General features: G+C 68.3%; 19 protein-coding genes. 6 read left to right on the forward strand and 13 right to left on the reverse strand.

Annotation, left to right across the window (positions count from 1 at the left end; all coding sequences use genetic code 11):
- Positions 1 to 136 precede the first annotated feature (136 nt).
- Entirely contained in the window at positions 137 to 487 is a 351-nt protein-coding gene (locus J7346_RS04925; protein ID WP_209118347.1) for a DUF393 domain-containing protein, read from the forward strand.
- A gap of 139 nt (positions 488 to 626) precedes the next feature.
- Here J7346_RS04925 and recA read toward each other — a convergent pair whose 3' ends face one another.
- Complete coding sequence (gene recA, locus J7346_RS04930) at positions 627 to 1706, reverse strand: recombinase RecA (RefSeq protein ID WP_209118349.1); 1080 nt, start codon at positions 1704 to 1706, stop codon at positions 627 to 629.
- A gap of 867 nt (positions 1707 to 2573) precedes the next feature.
- Positions 2574 to 2747, reverse strand: a complete 174-nt coding sequence (locus tag J7346_RS04935; RefSeq protein WP_209118351.1) for a DUF1328 domain-containing protein — start codon at positions 2745 to 2747, stop codon at positions 2574 to 2576.
- A 159-nt stretch (positions 2748 to 2906) separates the two neighbouring features.
- Here J7346_RS04935 and J7346_RS04940 point away from each other — a divergent pair, with 159 nt between their 5' ends.
- Positions 2907 to 4454 (forward strand): bifunctional GNAT family N-acetyltransferase/carbon-nitrogen hydrolase family protein, encoded by a 1548-nt coding sequence (locus J7346_RS04940; protein WP_245157659.1) that lies wholly within the window; start codon positions 2907 to 2909, stop codon positions 4452 to 4454.
- A gap of 2 nt (positions 4455 to 4456) precedes the next feature.
- Here the strand turns inward: J7346_RS04940 and J7346_RS04945 are convergent, their stop codons facing one another.
- From J7346_RS04945 to J7346_RS04960, 4 genes are all read right to left on the reverse strand, one after another.
- On the reverse strand, positions 4457 to 6379 hold the full coding sequence (locus tag J7346_RS04945; RefSeq protein ID WP_209118355.1) for a M20/M25/M40 family metallo-hydrolase: 1923 nt from the start codon (positions 6377 to 6379) through the stop codon (positions 4457 to 4459).
- Positions 6380 to 6443: 64 nt separating this feature from the next.
- The gene (locus J7346_RS04950) at positions 6444 to 7268 is read right to left on the reverse strand and encodes a protein-glutamate O-methyltransferase CheR (protein WP_209118357.1); all 825 of its coding nucleotides are present in this window, start codon (positions 7266 to 7268) and stop codon (positions 6444 to 6446) included.
- Positions 7269 to 7301: 33 nt separating this feature from the next.
- Positions 7302 to 7673 carry a response regulator gene (locus J7346_RS04955; RefSeq protein WP_209118359.1) on the reverse strand — a complete coding sequence of 124 codons (372 nt, stop codon included), beginning with the start codon at positions 7671 to 7673 and terminating at the stop codon, positions 7302 to 7304.
- A gap of 91 nt (positions 7674 to 7764) precedes the next feature.
- Positions 7765 to 8460 (reverse strand): histidine phosphotransferase family protein, encoded by a 696-nt coding sequence (locus J7346_RS04960; protein WP_209118361.1) that lies wholly within the window; start codon positions 8458 to 8460, stop codon positions 7765 to 7767.
- Positions 8461 to 8549: 89 nt separating this feature from the next.
- Between J7346_RS04960 and cysQ the strand changes: the two genes are divergently transcribed.
- The gene (gene cysQ / locus J7346_RS04965) at positions 8550 to 9329 is read left to right on the forward strand and encodes a 3'(2'),5'-bisphosphate nucleotidase CysQ (RefSeq protein WP_209118363.1); all 780 of its coding nucleotides are present in this window, start codon (positions 8550 to 8552) and stop codon (positions 9327 to 9329) included.
- On the opposite strand, the gene J7346_RS04970 is transcribed toward cysQ, so the two are convergent.
- Together J7346_RS04970 and J7346_RS04975 are read right to left on the reverse strand one after the other, a co-directional pair.
- Positions 9326 to 10585 carry a hypothetical protein gene (locus J7346_RS04970; protein WP_209118365.1) on the reverse strand — a complete coding sequence of 420 codons (1260 nt, stop codon included), beginning with the start codon at positions 10583 to 10585 and terminating at the stop codon, positions 9326 to 9328. The two genes, cysQ and J7346_RS04970, sit on opposite strands and share 4 nt — an antisense overlap.
- A gap of 105 nt (positions 10586 to 10690) precedes the next feature.
- Entirely contained in the window at positions 10691 to 11200 is a 510-nt protein-coding gene (locus J7346_RS04975) for a YbjN domain-containing protein (RefSeq protein WP_209118367.1), read from the reverse strand.
- A gap of 250 nt (positions 11201 to 11450) precedes the next feature.
- Between J7346_RS04975 and J7346_RS04980 the strand changes: the two genes are divergently transcribed.
- Positions 11451 to 11918: a hypothetical protein gene (locus tag J7346_RS04980; RefSeq protein ID WP_209118369.1), complete on the forward strand. Its 468-nt coding sequence runs from the start codon at positions 11451 to 11453 to the stop codon at positions 11916 to 11918.
- A gap of 15 nt (positions 11919 to 11933) precedes the next feature.
- Here the strand turns inward: J7346_RS04980 and J7346_RS04985 are convergent, their stop codons facing one another.
- The 4 genes from J7346_RS04985 to J7346_RS05000 all read right to left on the reverse strand — a co-directional run bounded on the left by J7346_RS04985 (position 11934) and on the right by J7346_RS05000 (position 16038).
- Positions 11934 to 13577, reverse strand: a complete 1644-nt coding sequence (locus J7346_RS04985) for a peptide chain release factor 3 (RefSeq protein WP_209118371.1) — start codon at positions 13575 to 13577, stop codon at positions 11934 to 11936.
- Positions 13578 to 13621: 44 nt separating this feature from the next.
- Complete coding sequence (locus J7346_RS04990) at positions 13622 to 15139, reverse strand: hypothetical protein (RefSeq protein WP_209118373.1); 1518 nt, start codon at positions 15137 to 15139, stop codon at positions 13622 to 13624.
- Between the two features lie 77 nt (positions 15140 to 15216).
- Positions 15217 to 15624, reverse strand: a complete 408-nt coding sequence (locus J7346_RS04995) for a hypothetical protein (protein ID WP_245157660.1) — start codon at positions 15622 to 15624, stop codon at positions 15217 to 15219.
- Between the two features lie 87 nt (positions 15625 to 15711).
- Entirely contained in the window at positions 15712 to 16038 is a 327-nt protein-coding gene (locus tag J7346_RS05000) for a DUF1491 family protein (protein ID WP_209118375.1), read from the reverse strand.
- A 56-nt stretch (positions 16039 to 16094) separates the two neighbouring features.
- Here J7346_RS05000 and J7346_RS05005 point away from each other — a divergent pair, with 56 nt between their 5' ends.
- Complete coding sequence (locus tag J7346_RS05005) at positions 16095 to 16955, forward strand: hypothetical protein (RefSeq protein ID WP_209118377.1); 861 nt, start codon at positions 16095 to 16097, stop codon at positions 16953 to 16955.
- On the opposite strand, the gene J7346_RS05010 is transcribed toward J7346_RS05005, so the two are convergent.
- A complete protein-coding gene (locus tag J7346_RS05010; RefSeq protein WP_245157661.1) occupies positions 16952 to 18667 on the reverse strand; it encodes a HAMP domain-containing sensor histidine kinase in 1716 nt (571 codons plus the stop codon). The two genes, J7346_RS05005 and J7346_RS05010, sit on opposite strands and share 4 nt — an antisense overlap.
- A gap of 203 nt (positions 18668 to 18870) precedes the next feature.
- Between J7346_RS05010 and J7346_RS05015 the strand changes: the two genes are divergently transcribed.
- Positions 18871 to 19308 carry a SufE family protein gene (locus J7346_RS05015; RefSeq protein WP_209118379.1) on the forward strand — a complete coding sequence of 146 codons (438 nt, stop codon included), beginning with the start codon at positions 18871 to 18873 and terminating at the stop codon, positions 19306 to 19308.
- Positions 19309 to 19350: the final 42 nt, after the last annotated feature.

Here is a 19350-nt window from a genome sequence, read left to right on the forward strand (position 1 = left end):
GGTCAGTCGGGAGGAAACGGGGAGGCAGCCGTCATATAGGGGATCGCGCCCGATTGCATCACCTGCCCGTGATCGGCGGTGCGGGCGCGACATTGCGGCGGGCGACGCCCGGCCGGGGGAGGGCTAGGGTCCAGCCATGAACGAGGTGGTGGTCTGGTATGACGGGGCATGTCCCCTGTGTCGCCGCGAGATCGGCCTGATGCGGCGTCTCGACCGGCGCGGGGCCCTGACCTTTGTCGATGTCGCCGAGCCGGGCGCGGCCGAGGCCTGCCCGCTCAACCCCGCCGAATTGCTGTCCCGCTTTCATGTGCGCGAGGACGGACAAATCCTGTCGGGCGCCGCCGCCTTTGCCGCCATGTGGCGCGCCATTCCGCTCCTCAGACCCTTTGGCCTGATGGCCCGCAACCGGCACGTCCTCGCCGTGCTCGAGGCCTTGTATGTGCGCTTCCTCAAGGTTCGACCGCGCCTGCAGCGCCTGTTCGCCTGACCGCGCTCTCAATGACGAAGCCGCCCGACCGGGGGGTCGAGCGGCCTCTTTTCCCCGGACGGGGTCGCGGGGTCGGTGGCGGGTCGCGAGGGACCCGACCGGGGAAGTCGGTCGCGAGGCTTGACGGGCCTAAGGGCGATCAGCCCTCAAGGTCCTGCCCTTCGTCGGGCTCGGGCGCGCCCAGCAGTTCGTCGTCGATCTTCTGGGTCGACTGACGCACGGCCTTTTCGATCGCGTCGGCGACATCGGGATTGGCCTTGAGGAATTCGCGTACATTCTCGCGGCCCTGACCGATGCGCTGGCTGTCGTAGGAGAACCAGCTGCCGGCCTTTTCGATCACCCCGGCCTTGACGCCCAGATCGATGACCTCGCCCAGCTTCGAGATACCCTCGCCATACATGATGTCGAAGATCACCTCGCGGAACGGCGGGGCCACCTTGTTCTTGACCACCTTGACCCGGGTGGTGTTGCCGACCACCTCGTCGCGGTTCTTGATGGCGCCGGTCCGGCGGATGTCCAGCCGCACCGAGGCATAGAATTTCAGCGCATTGCCGCCCGTGGTCGTCTCGGGCGAGCCGTACATGACGCCGATCTTGTGCCGGATCTGGTTGATGAAGATGACGATGCAGTTGGTCCGCGAGATCGAGGCGGTCAGTTTGCGCAACGCCTGGCTCATCAGACGGGCCTGAAGACCGGGCAGGCTGTCGCCCATCTCGCCCTCGATCTCGGCCCGCGGCGTCAGGGCGGCGACCGAGTCGACCACCACAATGTCCACGGCACCCGACCGCACCAGGGTGTCGGTGATCTCCAGCGCCTGCTCGCCATTGTCCGGCTGGCTGACCAGCAGGTCATCCAGGTTCACGCCCAGCTTCTGGGCATAGACGGGGTCCAGCGCATGCTCCGCGTCGACGAAGGCCGCCACGCCGCCCGACTTCTGCACCTCTGCCACCGTATGCAGCGCCAGCGTCGTCTTGCCCGAGCTTTCCGGGCCGAAAATCTCGATCACCCGGCCATAGGGCAGGCCGCCGATCCCCAGCGCCATGTCCAGGCCCAGCGAGCCGGTCGAGATGCTCGCGATCTCGGTCACTACCCCGCCCTTGCCCAGTTTCATCACCGAGCCCTTGCCGAACGCCCGGTCAATCTGGGCCAGCGCCGCTTCCAGAGCCCGCGCCTTGTCGCCGTCTTCCTTACCCACCAGTTTCAGTGCCGCCTGTGCCATTGCCTTCGACTCCCTTGCCATGATTCCCATCCGACTTCGGGAGAGACCCGCCGCAGGGGCAGATGTCCGCCCCCGGCCCGCTCCCGGTGACCGGCATATGTGCATGTTTTGTTCCGGTTGCCAATATGTTCTTTTCGGCAGGTGCGACCGGGATTGACGTAGCGGGCCTCTTCGCGGAACAGTTTCATCACAGCGACCACGGCGCCTTCACGGCGAACACTGCGGCCGGATCCGGCACACCCCCTCTGTGCCCGCTGTGACCTCGCTGTGTCCGCTGTGATGAACCTCTTCCTTCTCTCCTCGTCACCCTCGGGCTTGATCCGAGGGTCGGTGCGGGCACTCCGTCGGCCGTTGCGGGTGACACTGATCCTCGGGTCAAGCCCGAGAATGACGATGGGTTGAGGGCGGCAACTGCGATGACCGGCCCCAAATTCCCTCGCCCTTTCAACACCCCCACCGTTTCCCGCCCCGACTTCCCCGCCCTGGTCCAGCCGTGTGCAAACCTCCTCCGGTCCCGTCGCACGGAGGGCTCGTAAGGCCTGCGACCTTGCAAGCGGCGGGAGCGATGGAGCGGGGTCGGGCACAACGTGTCCGAACACCCTCGATCTCCGCCTCCGGGTGCGAGATCGAGGCAAGGGTCGAGGGGGATACTCGGCCGTTCCGGGAGATGTCGCAGGACATCCCCGCCCGCCGGGGGCGCTGCGGTAAGGCCCGAATACGGCCACCCGACGCAAGCTTCCGGAAAACCAGCGCGCGGAGCGTCGGCCTTCGTCGAAACGGTATTTCTTGTTCTCATCCGGGCGAAGGCCCGGCGCTCCGCCAGCCCTCCACCTCTCGCCGCCTTCGGCGAGAGGCGTCCGGGCGTGCCTATTTGGCCTTCTTGTAGATCGTCATGCCGAGGATGGCGAAGGCGACGGTGACGATGACGGCCAGCCAGAACAGGATGACGGCGATGTCGACGAAGGCGCCGGCAAGACCGCCGAATCCCAGGACGGCGAGGATCAGTGCGGCGACGGCGAAGATGATGGCCCACTTGAGCATGGAAAGCCCCTTTCAAAGGTCTGAACAGCATCGCAACGCCACCCCGTCGGCGTCGTTCCGGTAATTCGGCCCGGCAGGACACAGGGCCCGATGCTGCACCCGCGAGAAAAAAGTTACCGATCCGGTGATCGAATGGCCAAGCTTTGCGTTGGTGGGGGCATGACAAAGACCAACAAGCCCGCCGTCCTCAACATCCGTAACGCTCGTGCCTCTGACGTGGAGGCCATCGCTGCCCTCGTCTCCAAGGTCTACAAATCCATGCCGCCGTATACGACCGGCATGCTGCGGGGCCAGATTTCCGTCTTCCCCGACGGCCAGTTCGTGGTCGAGTACGAGGGCGACATCGTCGGCTATGCGGCCGGCTTCCGCATCGACGAAAAGACCGCCATGGGCCAGCACACCTGGTCGCAGATCACCGGTGGCGGCTACGCCTCGCGTCACGATCCGCATGGCGACTGGTTCTACGGCATGGAGGTCTGCGTCGATCCCGACCGGCGTCGCCTACGCATCGGCCAGCGCCTGTACGATGCGCGCCGCGACTTCTGCGAGGCCAAGAACCTGAAGGGCATTGTGTTCGGCGGGCGCATGCCCGGCCTGTCGCGCAAGAAGGCCACCTATGCCGAGCCCGAGGCCTATCTCGACGCCGTCTCGGCGCGGAAGGCCAACGACCCGGTGATCGGCTTCCACCTGCGTTCGGGCTTTGAGCCCATCGGCGTGCTGAAAGGCTATCTGGCGTCGGACACCGCCTCCATGGGCCACGCGGCCCACATGGTCTGGCGCAACCCCTATTACGTCGAGGAGCGGGGCAAGGGTTCGGCCTTTGCGGTCAAGGAGAACGTCCGTATCGCGACCGTCCAGCTGCAGGCCCGCAAGGTGTCCAGCTTCGACGAGTTCATCTCGAACGTTGAATATTTCGTCGATGTGACCTCGGACTACCGCACCGACTTCGTCGTCTTCCCCGAGCTGTTCACCCTCCAGCTGCTGTCGCTGGAGAAGAAGAAGCTGACCCCGGCGGAATCGATCGAGGCCCTGACCCGCTACACGCCGCGCTTCGTCGAGGCGCTCCGCAAGATGGCGGTCGAGTACAACATCAACATCATCGGTGGCTCGCACCCGACCCAGACCGACGACGGCGACATCCAGAACGTCGCCTATGTCTTCCTGCGCGACGGCTCGGTCCACGCCCAGGAAAAGATCCACCCGACCCCGAACGAGCGACACTGGTGGAACATCAAGGGCGGCGACATGGTCCACGCCATCGACACTGACTGCGGGCCGATCGGGGTGCTGATCTGCTACGACTCCGAATTCCCCGAACTGGCCCGGCGGCTGGTCGACGAGGGGGCGCGCATGTTGTTCGTGCCCTTCTGCACCGACAACCGTCAGGGCTATCTCAGGGTGCGCTACTGCTCGGCGGCGCGCGCCATCGAGAACCAGTGCTACGTCGCCCTGTCCGGCAATGTGGGCAATCTGCCGAACGTCGAGAACATGGACGTCCAGTATGCCCAGTCCTGCATCCTGACGCCCTGCGACTTCCCGTTCGCGCGCGACGGCATCGCCGCCGAGGCCTCGGAGAATGTCGAGACCATTACGGTCGCCGACCTCGACCTGTCGGATCTGGCCTGGGCCAAGGCGCAGGGCACGGTGCGCAATCTGCGGGACCGGCGCTTTGACCTCTACAAGACCGTCTGGACCGACGGCGGCTGACCTCAGACGCCCGGCACGAACACTGTGCCCGCCCCCGACACGGCAAGGGCCGCGACGATCAGGACCGCTCCTGCGACCGTCAGCCCGCGCCAGGGGCCCGCGCCCCGACTGTTCGGGGTCATCAGCGCCAGGGGCGCCGAGAGGCTGAGCCAGAGGAGGGCGATCAGTGCCAGAATGCCCGGCAGGTCCATGCCGATGCCGAGGAACACCGGGTGCGCCATGGCCAGCAACCACGGCCCGACGATCACGGTCGCCAGCGCGGGAAGCAGGGCGATGCGGGCCCGGCTGAGATCCGGGTCGATGATCGCGACCAGGGCTGCGACGCCGACCGCCACAGTGCTCGGCCACAGCAGCAGGAAGGCCGCCTCGGGCAGGACAAACTGCGCCAGCGTGCCCATCAGCATGGGCAGGGTGATCAAACCCAGCCAGCGCGGCCAGACACTGGTCGCCGGCGGCGCGACCGGAATGGCGGCCACGATGGCCACAACCGTCATCGCAGCGCTCACGGGCTGCCACCCGGACATCACCTGGATCAGCAGGCCCATCAGGCCGACGACGGCCATCCACACCAGACGGCCCCGGCCCACGGTCCCCGCCAGGGTGACGAGCGCGGCCCCCACCAGCGCCAGACCCGTCGCGACCTCCATCCACGGCAGCCGCTCCAGCAGGGTGTAGTAGACGTCCGCCGACTGCACCCGCCCGGTCATCGGCCCGGCCAGCAGGCGGACCGTCTGGGCCAGCACGAAGGCACCCGCCAGAAAGGCGAGGGCATCGGCCACCCCGCGCAACAGGCTCGCCAGCGCGGTCCGGCTCCGGAAGATGGCGATGGCCAAAAACACATGGGCCAGCACCACGAACAGCCATCCCCACGGCGCGGCCATGACGATCATCGTCCGCCCGAACAGGTCGGCATAGACCCGGTCGGGGCCGGGGGCAGGCAGGGTGTCGGCTCTCAGCAGCCGGTCGGTCACCTCCAGCGCCTGCGAGCCGATGTGTTGCAGGCTGCCGCGGTCGAGCGCTTCGGGCGTCGAGGTGGGGCTGTGGTACTGGTCGGCCCGCCCGATGAAGGCAAAGTTCAGGCCCGCCAGCCCCCGGTCACGCGGCACTGAAAAGTCGGTGTCGTTCGACATCAGCCGATAGACGGCCACTGCCAGCGGATTGCTGGTCACGCCCCCGTCGATGTGGGGCGCGGCGTCTGCCAGCAGGCCCACGCTGCCGGCATTGCCGGGGCCGGTCTCGAACATCATGGCGCGCCCGCCGCCGCCGCGCGCCTCCAGGTTGACGACAAAGCCGATGCGGGCCCGGTCGGGATAGTCGCCGAAGAAGATGCGGGCGCCGTCCAGGCCCAGCTCCTCGGCATCGCTCAGCAGCACGATCAGCGATCGCTCGGTCGGGCCCCGGGCCTTGATCGCCCGCACGGCTTCGAGAACGGCGGCGACGCCGGTGGCATCGTCGGCGGCACCCGGCGATCCCGGCACGCTGTCGTAGTGGGCCATCAGCACGATGGGCGCGGCCCCCGGATCGCGGCCCGGCAGGACGCCGACCAGATTGCGCGCCTGATAGCCGGCCTCGGCGGGCGACAGCTCCCAGCGCTCCATGCGCCGGATCGAGCCGGGCGACAGCGGGCCCTCCATGATCACCGGGTCGAGGCCCAGCGCCTGCATCCGGGTCAGCAGATACGCCCGGGCCTCGGTGTGCGCGGGGGTGCCCGGCGGTCGCGGAGAGCGGGCCAGCTGTTCCACGTCTGCGAACGCCCGACCTGCGGAAAAGGCCGTCGCCTCCGCCGTTGCGGGTCGGGGCGCCGGTGTCCGGGTCAGCAGGGCTGCCAGCCCCAGTCCGACCAGCAGGCAGGCCAGCATCAGCAGGCCGAGGGCGGGGCGACCCCGCTGCACCGAGGTCCGGGATTTCGGATGCCATGCCGTCATTGTCGTCCCCCGGTGAAGGCTCTCGTCCGACCCTAACGCAGCCTCCGGGCAGGCGTAAGCCGGATCAGGCCGCGTCCTGCAGGAAGGTCGGGGATTTCACATGCAGGCCCCGGCGACCGCTGACCGGCCGGAACGCCAGGCTCTCGCCGTTCAGGTTCTCGCTGGGCGCCAGGAACAGGCAGCCATCGTCGACCAGCCGCCGCTCCAGCCCCTGCAGCACCAGGGCCCGGGCCGCCGGCTCCATGCCGATCAGCACATGACGACAGAAAATAACGTCGAACCGGGGCGCTTCATCGTCGGCCGAGGGCGTATCGAGCAGATTGAGCCGCTCGAAGCGGACGACCTGCTTGAGGGTATCGTCGGCGGTCCACAGCTCGCCCTCCGGCCGGAACCAGCGCACCATGGTGCCGGCGGCCAGCCCGCGCTGGATCTCGAAGCCGGTGTAGGCGCCCTTGTGGGCCTTCTGCAGGGCGATGCGGTTCAGGTCGCTGCCGACCACCTCGACGTCGAGGTTCAGGTCGAGGGCGCACATGGCCAGAGACCAGGCTTCCTGGCCTGTAGAACAACCCGCTGACCAGATACGCAGGGTCTGGCCCCGACGGGCCTGCGAAAGGGCGGGCAACAGTTCCTGGCTCATGGTCAGGAAGGCTTCGCGGTCGCGCCGGAACCAGGTCTCGCCGTTCAGCTGGCTTTCGATCACATCCCACGCCAGGCCCGCGACCGGCTTGCTCCACAGGGTGGCCAGCATGGTGTCCACGCTGTCGAACCCGGCCCGGCGCGCCACCGGGCCCAGCCGGTGCTCGGCCAGATTCATCCGGTCCCGCCGAAGCCGGTTGCCGGTGCGCGTCGCGACCAGGGTCTGGAGTCTGTCGAAGTCCTCGGGGCTCATGCCGGAGCCGGGGGACGGGGGAGGTGGCGCATGTCAGACAGCCCCCACCTCGGCAAATTTCGCGTGCAGGATCTCGCCGTCGAACGGCTTCATCACATAGTCGTCGGCGCCCGCGGCCAGCGCCTCGGTGATCCGGTCCACGGCCGTCTCGATGGTGCAGAACAGCACCTTGGGACTGCCGCCGTCCGGCATGGCGCGCAGGCGGCGCAGGAAGGTCAGCCCGTCCATGACCGGCATGTTCCAGTCCAGCAGGATGACGTCGGGCATGGCGCCCGTGCAAAATGTCAGGGCCTCGGCCCCGTCGGCCGCCTCGTCGACGTCGAAGCCCAGAGCCTCGACGATGCGACGCGACACCTTGCGGATGATGCGGCTGTCATCGACGATCAGACACAGTCTGGAGCTCAAGATCGGATTCCGTTCGGATTCGGGGCGGATGGGGGCCTTATGATCGCAAATCGGCGGTTAACGAGGCGTTGGCGAGCGGCGTTAAGACCTCTTAACCAGACGTTGCCAGAGGCAGGGTGACGACCAGTTCAACGCGGCCCTCGTCGGTCGTGACCTTCAGGGTGCCGCCCTGGCCCCGAACGGATCGCCACAGCCAGTGCGGCTGGATCCACTGACCGGGCAGGCCGTCGCTCAGTTCGGCCCCGGACAGGCCTTCGATGGCTTCGGGTTTCAGGCGGGCGCGCGACCCTTCCGAGACCGTGGACAGGATCAGGGCTCCACCCTCCTGCCGGGCGGAGATCGTGGCCGTGCCGCCCGTCGGCAGGGCGCCGACCGCCACATAGGCCAGATTGACGAGGATGCGGGCGTGCGGCTTGGCATAGTCACCCTCGGGCACCTGCCAGTCGATGGTCGCCCGACCGCCGGACAGCAGGTCGGTGACCGTGGACTGCAGTTCGGCTGCGGAGAAATTCTGGTTCGATGTGGCTGCGCCATAGGCCACGCGGGCGTAGCGGACCAGCGCCACCAGCTTGGCAGCGCTCTGCTGCATCAGGTCCAGCGCATCGGCGTGCATGTCGGCCGAGTCGGGATCGGTCATCAGGTCCAGTGCCGAGGTCATGGCCCCGGCCGGGCTGATGAAGTCGTGGCACAGCTTGGCGACGATCTGGGTGGCCAGTTCGGTCTCGTCCCGGTCGGTGACCGCCCCGGAGGGATCCGCGGACGGGGTGGCGAAGGCGGGGGTCGTCATGGGCAGCGCAAACTCCGGATCAGGTCGCGCGACAGGCTGACCTGATTTGCCGGTTCGGGAAACCGCCCGGATCGTCTATCACCCGCCCCATGCACGATTCCCTCACGGCTGATTTCGACAGCGGGCGCCTGATCACCACCCTCTCTGATCTGGCCGAGGCGGCTTCGGCGGTGATCCTGCCCTACTGGCGCGCCGATGCCGAGGTGATCACCAAGTCGGACGACAGCCCCGTTACCCTGGCCGACCGCGAGGCCGAGGCCCTGATCCTGGCGCGGCTGGGCGACCTGTACCCCGGAGTGCCGGCAGTGGCCGAAGAGGCCTGCGAGGCCGGCGGTCGTCCGGAGGCGGCGGCGGACTGCTTCTGGCTGATCGATCCCCTCGACGGGACCAGGGGGTTCGTCCGGGGTGGCGAGAGCTTCAGCGTCAACATCGCCCTGGTCGAGGCCGGTCGGGTGGTGGCGGGTGCGGTGTCCGCTCCCGCGACAGGGGTGACCTGGGCCGGGGATGCGGCGGGCGCCCGGCGTCGCCGCTTCGGCGAGGCGTGGCAGACCATTCAGGTTCGGGACCGGCCCGACGCGGCCCAGGCGCTGGTGAGCCACAGCCTCACGGACAAAGAGGCCGAGGCCCTGTCGGCGCGGCACGGATGCGCGACCTGGACCGGCATGGATTCCTCGCTGAAATTCTGCCTGATCGCCGAGGGGCGTTTCGACGTCTATCCGCGCACGGGGCCGACGTCGGAATGGGACACGGCCGCCGGTCAGGCGGTTCTGGAGGCTGCGGGCGGTCGGGTCCTGGGGCCGGACGGCCAGACCCTCGCCTACGGCAAGCCCGGCTTCATGAACGGGCCATTCGTCGCCATGGGCGGCTAGACCGTCTCGGGTACGCGACCCAGCAGGTGTTCGGCCCGATCCGCGATCAGCAGGGCACCTTCGTCGCGAGCGGCGGCGGAGGCCTCGACCAGCACCAGACGCACCGGACCGGGTGACCGGTCCAGCAGGCGGGCCCGCGCGAGGGCGATCCGCGCAAGGCCGATCTGGTCCACGGCCCAGGCCGTCGGCCGCGGGCGGTCCAAGGCCAGCCGCGCGCGCAGCCGCGCTGCCAGCCGGTCAAGCGCCAGCAGGTCGCCGTTCGCCTCGGCTTCACGCACCTCGCCGTCCAGCCGTTCGTCGGCCAGGGCCAGACCCAGTTGGGTGCGGGTCGCGACCAGCTGATCCAGCACCTGCCCCTGATCGGCCTCGGGCGTCAGACAGGTGGCACCGGGGACCGACATGGAGCGGGCGAGGGTGACGGTGGCCCAGTCCATCGGGCTGTGGTCGGCCGTGAACTGGTCGCAGGCGGCATCGAACAGGGCGCGGCCCTGCTCCAGAGCCTCGGCACTGTCCGCCAGGGTGGCCAGCGCCGACAGGCCGGCCCCGCACATCGCCAGCGCGCGGGCGCGGGTCAGGGGGCGCCGCTCGGAGGGGCAGGCCTCGACAAGATCGCGTAGCTCGCGTCCGGCCTGATCCAGCAGGCGCGCATCGCGCTGCTCGATGCCGGTCAGGAGGGTGAGGGAAGCCCGGTCCAGCTTCACCGCGTCCAGCAGCGGACCGGATCGGCGCGACAGTTCGTGGACCGCCTGATCGAGGAAGGCCATGGCCTGCAGGTTGTCGCCCTGATCGGTCCGGGCCAGTCGCGTCATGACCTGGGCATGGATGCCGGCCAGTCGTGCCGAGGAGGCGCCCTGCGCCGTCTGGCCCTTCAGGTCCTGGATCAGCGATTGGGCGCGGGTCAGGGACTCGGGCCCGCCATAGAGGTCAAAGCTCAGCACCATGGTCTCGGCCAGGGCCATGACGGCTTCGGCGCGCTCGCCATTGTTGCGGGCGGCCTTGCGCGCATCCAGCGCCGTCAGCCGCGCCTGCTGCAGGCTGTCGGGGGCGCCGGACCGCCGCGCATGCTCGCGCCAGAGGGCGGCGGCCAGCAGCCAGGCCTGGTGGGGGCGTGAACAGGTGGTGCGGCCGGCGTCGATGGTCTGGCGCCGCGCCTCGCCGCGCAGCACCTCGACGTCGATCAGCTCCAGCCAGCCGAGATCCTGATCGGCCTGATGACCGTCGAACAACCGCCTGAGATCCCGCCCGAACTCGAACATGGGCCACGCTCCAAATCGTCCCGACGCGGGACGCTTTGCCCGCCGTAGACCCTGTCAAAGCAAACGCGGGGCCGCGGCGGCGGTTCGCTGCGGCCGGGCAGGAAATTAGAGGCCGAGTTCCTCGATCATCCGGTCGACCAGAACGTCGCTGATCGCCAGGAACTCCGACAGCTCGCGTTCGATGTGGGCGCGGGTCACACCGCCATCCGTGATGACGTAGCGCTCGATGGCGATGCCGTTGTCGTACAGCACCACCTTGGCGATGCTGTATTCGCGGTTGAAGGTGTTGGCGAGCGTCTCCAGCGTCGGGCGTTGCTCGGGCGAATAGCTCCAGCTGGCGGTCATCACGAGGCCGAGGCAGCCGTCCGGCATGGACTCCGTCTCACAGACCCGCTGCTCGACGGTCATCAGAAACCCGTCGCTGACCGTGACTGTGAAGACGCCCGGCTCGGTCTGCTTGACCTGCTCATAGTTCTGGGCGTCCAGCAGGTTCTGCACATCGGCGTTTGTCAGGGCGAAAAAGACCTGTTCAGTGCCGCGACGGCTCTGGGCTTCTGCGGGGAGGGCGAGGCCCAGACCCAGGGTGGCCAGCACGACCGCGATGATGAAACGCATGATGATCCCTCCGTTGTTGGGAGCGATCCTAACCGCAGGACAGCGGCCCTGACCAGATGACGAAGGCTGACAACGTCAGCCTACTCCTCATCGGAACGCTCGATTAACCCAGAAAACACGCATCCCGTGAACGGATGGCTGCGAGTGTCGTGCTCCCAGTTTTCTTACCCGGCGGCGGCCCAGAAATGTTCGACAGAGAGGCCTTCAACAGGGGGCGCACCGTTCGCCAGACCTATCGCTCGGATGGTCAGTGGACCGGGTTTCTCTTCGTGGTCGGGCCGTGTTCGCGGTGTCAATCGTCGCGCAGCTGGCCGCGTCCCCGTCCTGGGTCTGGCCCGGCATGGCGGCGTTGTATCCGGGATTTATGGCCAGCTGCGTGCCGGACGGCCAGCAGGCCGGCATGATGATTTCGAGAATTGCGGCGGCTCTCTCCGTGACGGGGGGCGTCATCTACTACCTCATCACGATATGGCGCGCCGGTGCCGCACAAATCCCGGCCCGGGTGGGGATCGGCAAGCGCCCGGCCTACACCTTTGTCGCCTTTCTGGTCCTGGCGATCTTTGCGTTCGCCCTGCCGGAAAATCACCGGGGGGTTGCCCTTGGCTGCGATGACGCGCTTCGCGACCCGCTGTTTTTCTGGCTGATGGCCCTCGCGGCAACCGGGGTCGCCGCAGGCTGCCAACTCTTCAGCAACGCCCTTCACATCCGCCCGCGCTAGCGGGCGCCATAGACGTCAGCCCCGTTCCTTGGTCTTCAGGAAGCGGACCTTGGAGAAGCGTTCGCCGACATAGCCGGTTTCCCAGCTGGACTTGGCGAGGAAGACCGGGTCGGCGTCGATATCGCTGGCCATCTGGGGGCGGTACTTGCCCATGAAGTCCTCGATGTCGGCCTTGGTCCCGCCCTCGGCCGGGGCGACCCAGCGGGCCTCGGCGTAAGGGCTGGGCTCGAAGATCACGTCCAGGCCGTACTCCGCGCCCAGACGGTCGGCCATCACCTCGAACTGCAGCTGGCCGACAGCGCCGACGATGAAGTCCGCGCCCAGCTCGGGACGGAACAGCTGGGTGACGCCTTCCTCGGCCAGACCTTCCAGCGCCTTCTTGAGGTGCTTGGCCTTGAGTGGATCCTTGACCCGCACGCGCTGCAGGATTTCCGGGGCAAAGTTGGGCAGGCCCTGGAAGCGGACCATGCCGCTTTCCGACAGGCTGTCGCCGACGCGCAGGACGCCGTGGTTCGGAATGCCCATGACGTCGCCGGCGTGGGCTTCCTCGGCCAGTTCACGGTCCGAGGCGAAGAACATGATGGGTCCATTGACCGACAGCGACTTGCCGGTGTTCTGCACCTTCAGCTTCATGCCGCGCTTGAAGCTGCCCGAGGCCATGCGGAACATGGCGATCCGGTCGCGGTGGTTCGGGTCCATATTGGCCTGGACCTTGAACACGAAGCCGGTCACCTGGTCGTCGCCGGGCAGGACCGTGATGTCCTCCGGCGCCGGGGCGTTTCGGGTCTCGGGCGGGGCGGCCTTTTCGGCCTTGAGGGGCTTGGGCGACGGTGCCCAGTCGCCGATGGCCTTGAGCAGGGCCTCGATGCCGAAGTGGCGCAGCGCCGAGCCCCACAGCACGGGCGTCATATGGCCCTCGAGGAAGGCGTTGACGTCAAAGGTCGGATAGCCCTCGCGCACCAGTTCCAGCGCGTCGTTCAGGTCGGCCTGCTCGCCGCCCTCGAAGTAGCGGTCGGCCTGATCCAGCGGCAGGGCCTCGGGGTGATCCGGCTCATCGGCCGAGCCGGCGGGCTTCCTCGCATAGGGCTGGAAGGTGCCGGTCGCGACCTCGACCATGCCGCGCAGGCGGTTGCCGCTCTCGGCCGGCCACCAGATGGGCGCCGGATCCAGCTGGAGGCGCGAGGCGATCTCGTCCAGCAGGGCCATGGGGTCCTGGGCCTCGCGGTCCAGTTTGTTGATGAAGGTGATGATCGGGATATCGCGCAGGCGGCAGACCTCGAACAGCTTCAGCGTCTGCGGCTCGATGCCCTTGGCGGCATCCAGCACCATGATGGCGCAGTCGGCGGCGGTCAGGGTGCGGTAGGTGTCTTCCGAGAAGTCCTCGTGGCCCGGCGTGTCCAGCAGGTTGAACCGCTTGCCGTCGTGCTCGAACGTCATGACCGAGGCCGAGACGGAGATGCCGCGCTCCTTCTCGATCTTCATCCAGTCCGAGCGGGTCCGCCGGTTCTCGCCCCGCGCCCGCACGGCGCCGGCCGCACGAATGGCCCCGCCTGCCAGCAGGATATGCTCGGTCAGGGTGGTCTTGCCCGCGTCAGGGTGGGCGATGATGGCGAAGGTCCGGCGACGGGACGCTTCCTGGGCGAGGGAGGCTTGCGACATGGCGCGGGGGGTTAGCCTGTCCGGCCCCTGAAGTCACGCCGGGATCAGTCCGTCGCGGCCCCCGCCTCCGCTTCATCTTCGCCGCCGTCTTCACGGACCACGCCGTTGGCCCGGTCGATCAGCTTCTGGGCCTCTTCGGCAGCGCCGCCCCCGTGCGGGGCATTGGCAAGCGGTTCCAGAAGCGCGAGGGCCGTTGCCCGGTCCCCGGCAGCCAGGAAGGCATGTCCCGCGCCCAGCCGGATGTCGGACAGCTGGGGCGCAGCGATATAGGCCCTCTCCCAGATCGCCAGATCATTGGCATTCGGATAGCCGGGCGCCCCGCTCCGCGAGCGGCCGATCAGCAACAGGGTCAGATAGTTGCCGGGATCGGCGCCAAAGGCGGTCGCCAGGTAGCCGCGTGCCCGGTTCATCAACTCGGGCCGGTTCTCGGGATTATCGTCGGCATCGGCGAACCGGGCCATGGCCATGAACTGCAGGGCCTCCACATTGTCCGGGTCCATCTCCAGCAGACGGGTGAAGGCGGCCTCGCCCGCCGCCCGGTCGCCGATGTGCAGTTCGGCATGCCCCAGAACCAGCAGGGCCAGCGGATCGTCCGGATAGCGGCCGGCCAGGCGGCGCGCTTCGGCCAGGGCGACCTCGCGGTCCTCCTCGGACATGGGCAACTTCAGCCGTTGGCCCAGAAGCAACAGATCGTTTGCCGAGGGCGGCAGGCGGGTGATCTCGATCTCGAGATCGGGCATGTCGATGTTGTAGGTGTTGAGTTCGATCCGGCCATAAAGATGGTCACGCAGGGTGTTGCGCAGCTGATCGAGGGTCAGGCCGGTGGCCTGCTGCATGGCCGTCGAGGGGTCGACCCCCTGCCGGATCAGACCCAGATAGGCCTCCAGCTTCACGACCCGCTCGGGCGAGCTCATGAACCAGTGGGTCAGCAGCCAGGCGACCGGATAGTAGGTGGCCCGATGGATATCCCGTTCCACCTGCGCGTACCGGTTGGTCAGCAGAACCTCCAGCGGCAGCCACTGCATATTGGTCAGCCAGGAGGCACGGGCCTCGCTGTGGGCGCCCATCTGGATGCGATCAGGCCAGATCCGGGCCGTCATCACATATTCGGCGAGCCCCTCGACCAGCCAGCCGGGGTAGAAGGTCGAGAAATGCTGGTAGAAGAAGTGGTGCGCATATTCGTGCAGCAGGGTGACTTCCCCGTCGCCCCGCGTGGCCACGGCAAAAATGTCTTCCTCGCCGGTGTGATAGAAACCCGCCACCGACCCCCCGATTGCCGGCGCGACCTTGGCCAGATCACCCTGACGGCGCACCAGATAGATGGGCAGTTTGCGGGCCACAGGGCGGTCCAGAGGCACGCCGAACCGCATCCGCAGGAAGCGGTCGAACACCTCCAGCTTCATGGCGTATTCGCGCAAGGGTCGCTCACCGCCATCCGAATAGATGATGAAGTTCGGGGTTTCGGCCTTGAGCCAGTCGGCACGCGCAGGCGTTGCCCCGGCGCTGACGGCCAGCAGCAGGGCGGCGAACAGGGCAAGGCCCAGGCGATTGAAAAAGGTCATGAAGCGGCGCTCCCCCGAACGGATGGGGACTACGCTAGCGGGCAGGGACCAGATCAGGCAAGCGAAGGTGTAAGCCGTCAGGCCGCCATTCGGCCCCAGACGGCGCGGTCGACGGCCACAGTGTCGGCACGGCCCTTGCCGCATTTGGCCTTGAGCTGGGCCAGAACCTCACCGGGCAGGGCGCAGAACTGCGGCTCGACCAGCGCCGGGTCGCAGCCGGCCTCGGGTGCGGCGAACAGGGCGGCATTGATGTCCGGACCCCGGTCGTGGATCAGCCAGGCCAGACGGCGCGCCCGCGCCGGATCGTTGCGATGCAGAAGCGGATCTTCGGCGAACAGCTCGCAGCCCAGCTCCAGCAGATAGTCAAAGCCCAGCTTCTCGAAACGGCGCGCATCGGCGGGCGTGACCGGGCAGGCCTCGTCCAGATCGAAAACCACGTCGTTCAGAAGAAACAGCATAGGCACACCCACCATCACCAGGGTCATGATCGCCCCGTTGAGTGCACCCTAGCGATCAGCGTTTGAGGTTCCGTTCCCGAACGCGGTTAAGCATTTACGACCAGACGAACGCGGTCAGGCGACCTTTTCCGTCAGGAAGTGGCGGCCGTCGCGATCCTCGATCTCGACCACCCAGAGGTCGCCGTCGAAGCGCGCCTGTCGCTCGATATAGGCGTCGATCTCGCTCTCGACCTGGGTGTCGAGCGGCTGCATCCACAGCCGGTCACCCTCCGGCCCGGTGGCCTCGGAATACAGGCGGGCCGTGCGCGTCGCGCTTTCATAGACCTTGACCAGCACCGCCCCCGCACGCTCGTCGCCCTTGCGCGCAACCGTGGCGAAGGCGCCGCCCAGCTGGGCCCGGCGGATCAGGGCTCCGACCCAGACATCGGTGGCGAGAAGCAATTCGATAACCCTGCTTTGAAACGCGGCGGGAAGGTCTGGTCCTTAGGCTGTGCATCATGTCGAGGGAAGGAAAGACTGGTCGCCTGAGCACAGCCCTGGCTGTGGCGGGTGCCCTGCTGACCGCCGCCGGGCCCGCCCTGGCCGGCGGGACTGTGCCCTATTACGAGCGCAGCTTCGTCCTCGCGGCCCACGAGCGGTGTGGTCTGTTCAGCGATGAGCTGGGTGCGGCCCTGACGGTATCGACGCGGCAGGCCCGCAGTGCCGCTCTGCGCGCCGGACAGGATCCCTCCCAGGTCACCGCCACAGCCCGCCGCGCCGAAGCCCGTGCGGCCACAGTGCCCTGCGACGACCCTGAACTGACCATGGTGGCCGACCGGGTTGAAATGGCCTTTGACGGCTGGCGGCGCATGCCGGCCCTGACCTTCCCGGGGCTGGAGCGGCCCTGGGTGGCTGACCGGCGCGCCTATTCTCAGGAGACCTGGGCGCTAAGCCAGGCCTCCCGGGTCGGGGCCTCGCCCGTCACCTTCGGCCAGACCGGCACCGGTACGCCGATGAAGGCGGTGGTGTCCTTTGTCGGTCGCTCGCGCCCCTATGCGGCAAGGGTCGTGATGCGCGACACCGGCGTGCTGGCCCGCCCGTGGCTGGGTCAGGCCGGAGCCCTGCCGCCCGCACCGTCCCGCCGGGCGGTCATGGCCATGTCCCAAGTGCCGGCGCCCCGCATGCTGCTGGCACCTGACCGCAAGGCGGGTGAAGCCTGGCTGTTCCCGGCGCGGCTGGGTCTTGAGCTGGAAGCCCTGGACCCGCGCGAGAGCTTCTGGGTCGAATTCCTGTTCCGCGACGGTAGTGTCGCCCGCGTGCCGTTCGAGGTCGGCGACATCGCCGCCGGGCGCGCCTTTCTGGAGATGGGACCGCTCTAGCTGTCCAGCGTCTGCGACGCGGCGGGCGCGAAAGCGATGATCTCGGCCCCCGCATGCTCGACGTCGGCCGCCCCGATCCGGTGGACGGGCAGGCGCACCGTGACGGCCGTGCCCTCGCCGAGGGTACTCTCGATCGACAGGCGCCCGCCATGCAGTTCGCTGAGCGCCCGGGCCAGCGACAGGCCCAGACCCGTGCCTTGCGCGCGCTGCTCGCCGCCGCCCGCCTGCTCGAACGGGCGGCCCAGACGCTTCAGGTCCTCGGGCGCGATACCGGTGCCGGTGTCGGCCACGATCAGCTCCAGATAGGGGCCCACCCCCTCGACGGTCACGGTCACCGAGCCTTCGGCCGGGGTGAACTTCACCGCATTCGACAGCAGGTTCAGCGCGATCTGCTTCAGGGCACGGCGGTCCGCATCGACCGGCAGGGGCACGGCAGGCAGCACCGCCGACAGGTGGACCGCACCTTCGTCTGCCTGGGGCCGGACCAGAGCCATGGCGTCCGACAGCACTTCGCGGGCGTCGAACCGCTCTAGGCTGAGCTGATAGCGCTCGGCCTCGATCTTGGAGACGTCGAGCACGTCATTGATCAGGTCCAGCAGGTGCCCGCCCGCAGAATGGATCGACTCGGCATAGTCGGCGTAGCGATCCGGCAGGGGGCCGAACAGCTTCTGGCGCATGATGTCGGCGAACCCGAGCACGGCATTCAGTGGCGTGCGCAGCTCATGGCTCATGGTGGCGAGGAAGCGCGACTTGGACCGGCTGGTGGCCTCGGCCTCGGCCCGGGCGGTGTCGAGGGCGACCTCGCGCACATGGGCCTCGGTCGCGTCGAAGGCCTGGGCGATCAGGCGCGGCTCGCCGTCCGGGCTGTCCATCCGGCGAACCAGCAGGGCGACCCGTCGGTCCAGCGCGGTGCGGGGCGTCAGCCGGACCTGAACCTCGCCCCCGTTGGCGGCCGACTGGAGGGCGGTGGTCAGGCTCTGCCGATCGGGCGCGTGGATGGCGGCGATCAGTCCGTCCGCCAGCAGGGGCGCGACGGGCAGGGAGATCGGCGGCACCCCATAGGCCGCGAGGATGCGGGCGTTGGGATCGAGGATCAGCGTCAGGCCCGGCTGGGACAACAGGACGGCCTCGACCCGGTCGACTGCGGCCTGGGCCTCGACCAAAGCTTCCTCGCGCCGCTCCCAGGCCAGTTTCAGGGCGACGGCCATGGCGCCCGCGGCCGACAGCGCCGTGAAAGCAGCGGTAAAGGGCAGGGCGACACCGGCATCTCCCATCAGGGCGGCGGCCATCCCGATCAGGGCCGTCAGACCCGAGGCGACCGTGCCCAGCAAGGCCAGCCGCAGGCCGCCGCGGTGCCCGGCGCCCAGCAACAGACCGGCCGCCACGGGCATCAGCAGATAGCCGGACAGGCTGCCGCCCACGCCACCCGACAACAGGGCGGTGATGACCGAGGCCAGGCTCCAGATGCCGAGGATGGCCAGACGCGCCCGCGCGCCGTCGCGCCACAGCAGGGTCAGGCCCGCGAGGCCGGGGACCGCCATGGCCAGCATGCCGAAGAAGGCCGGGCCGCTCAGCCCCGGGCCGGGCTCGATCGCCCGGAGCGCCAGTGCGGCCAGCGCCGTACCCACCGCCCAGGCCGCGTGCGAGGCGGTCAGGGCGGGCAGATCGCGCGGGCGGCGATCGGTCCGGGATGGGGCGGGGATGGGCTGCAAGGGAGGTCCGACAGGGTGAACAGAACAGGCCGGGGTCCGGCACCTCCAGCCTACCGGGCGGCGCGAGTCGCTGCGAGGACGCTCCCGTCTCAGGGGATTGCCGGACCGGGGACGGGTGTCGAATTCTGGGGAACAACGATCCGTTAACGATTAACGGACAGCCCCTGATTGCGAAGAGGGGTGGACAGACCTATTCCAGAGCCATGCCGCCGCCCGTTCCCACCGAATCACTCGACGACGTCCTCGCCGATCTCAAGGACTCCTTTGACCTGCTCGGCGACTGGGAGCAGCGCCTCGCCTATGTGATCGAACTGGGGCAGGGGCTGGATCCCCTGCCGGAGGCGGATCGCCTGGAGGCCAATCTGGTGCCGGGCTGCGCGGCGCGCGTCTGGCTGGCGGTCGAGGACGGGGGCGAGCGCCTGTGGTTCCGGGCCGATTCCGACAGCGCCATCTCCAAGGGCAATATCGCCCTGCTGCTCAGCCTCTATTCCGGGCGGACGCGGGCCGAGATCCTCGATTTTGACGCGCGCGCGGCCCTGGACGCGCTGGGCCTGCCGCAGGCCCTGACCCGGCAACGCGCCAACGGGCTGAACCAGATGGTCGGCCGGATCCGCGAGGCGGCGCTGGTGCCCGCCGGTTGAACCCGTGTCTTGGCGGTTCGGCGAATTCAGACGGTGAAAAAC

It is taken from the genome of Brevundimonas sp. A19_0 (genome assembly GCF_017744255.1).
GTDB lineage: Bacteria > Pseudomonadota > Alphaproteobacteria > Caulobacterales > Caulobacteraceae > Brevundimonas.

Excerpts from the sequence above, each read along its gene's own strand:
- J7346_RS04925 (WP_209118347.1), top strand. The coding sequence starts at position 137 with ATGAACGAGGTGGTGGTCTGGTATGACGGGGCATGTCCCCTGTGTCGC.
- recA (WP_209118349.1), bottom strand. The coding sequence starts at position 1,706 with ATGGCACAGGCGGCACTGAAACTGGTGGGTAAGGAAGACGGCGACAAG.
- J7346_RS04935 (WP_209118351.1), bottom strand. The coding sequence starts at position 2,747 with ATGCTCAAGTGGGCCATCATCTTCGCCGTCGCCGCACTGATCCTCGCC.
- J7346_RS04940 (WP_245157659.1), top strand. The coding sequence starts at position 2,907 with ATGACAAAGACCAACAAGCCCGCCGTCCTCAACATCCGTAACGCTCGT.
- J7346_RS04945 (WP_209118355.1), bottom strand. The coding sequence starts at position 6,379 with ATGACGGCATGGCATCCGAAATCCCGGACCTCGGTGCAGCGGGGTCGC.
- J7346_RS04950 (WP_209118357.1), bottom strand. The coding sequence starts at position 7,268 with ATGAGCCCCGAGGACTTCGACAGACTCCAGACCCTGGTCGCGACGCGC.
- J7346_RS04960 (WP_209118361.1), bottom strand. The coding sequence starts at position 8,460 with ATGACGACCCCCGCCTTCGCCACCCCGTCCGCGGATCCCTCCGGGGCG.
- cysQ (WP_209118363.1), top strand. The coding sequence starts at position 8,550 with ATGCACGATTCCCTCACGGCTGATTTCGACAGCGGGCGCCTGATCACC.
- J7346_RS04970 (WP_209118365.1), bottom strand. The coding sequence starts at position 10,585 with ATGTTCGAGTTCGGGCGGGATCTCAGGCGGTTGTTCGACGGTCATCAG.
- J7346_RS04975 (WP_209118367.1), bottom strand. The coding sequence starts at position 11,200 with ATGCGTTTCATCATCGCGGTCGTGCTGGCCACCCTGGGTCTGGGCCTC.
- J7346_RS04985 (WP_209118371.1), bottom strand. The coding sequence starts at position 13,577 with ATGTCGCAAGCCTCCCTCGCCCAGGAAGCGTCCCGTCGCCGGACCTTC.
- J7346_RS04990 (WP_209118373.1), bottom strand. The coding sequence starts at position 15,139 with ATGACCTTTTTCAATCGCCTGGGCCTTGCCCTGTTCGCCGCCCTGCTG.
- J7346_RS04995 (WP_245157660.1), bottom strand. The coding sequence starts at position 15,624 with ATGACCCTGGTGATGGTGGGTGTGCCTATGCTGTTTCTTCTGAACGAC.
- J7346_RS05005 (WP_209118377.1), top strand. The coding sequence starts at position 16,095 with ATGTCGAGGGAAGGAAAGACTGGTCGCCTGAGCACAGCCCTGGCTGTG.
- J7346_RS05015 (WP_209118379.1), top strand. The coding sequence starts at position 18,871 with ATGCCGCCGCCCGTTCCCACCGAATCACTCGACGACGTCCTCGCCGAT.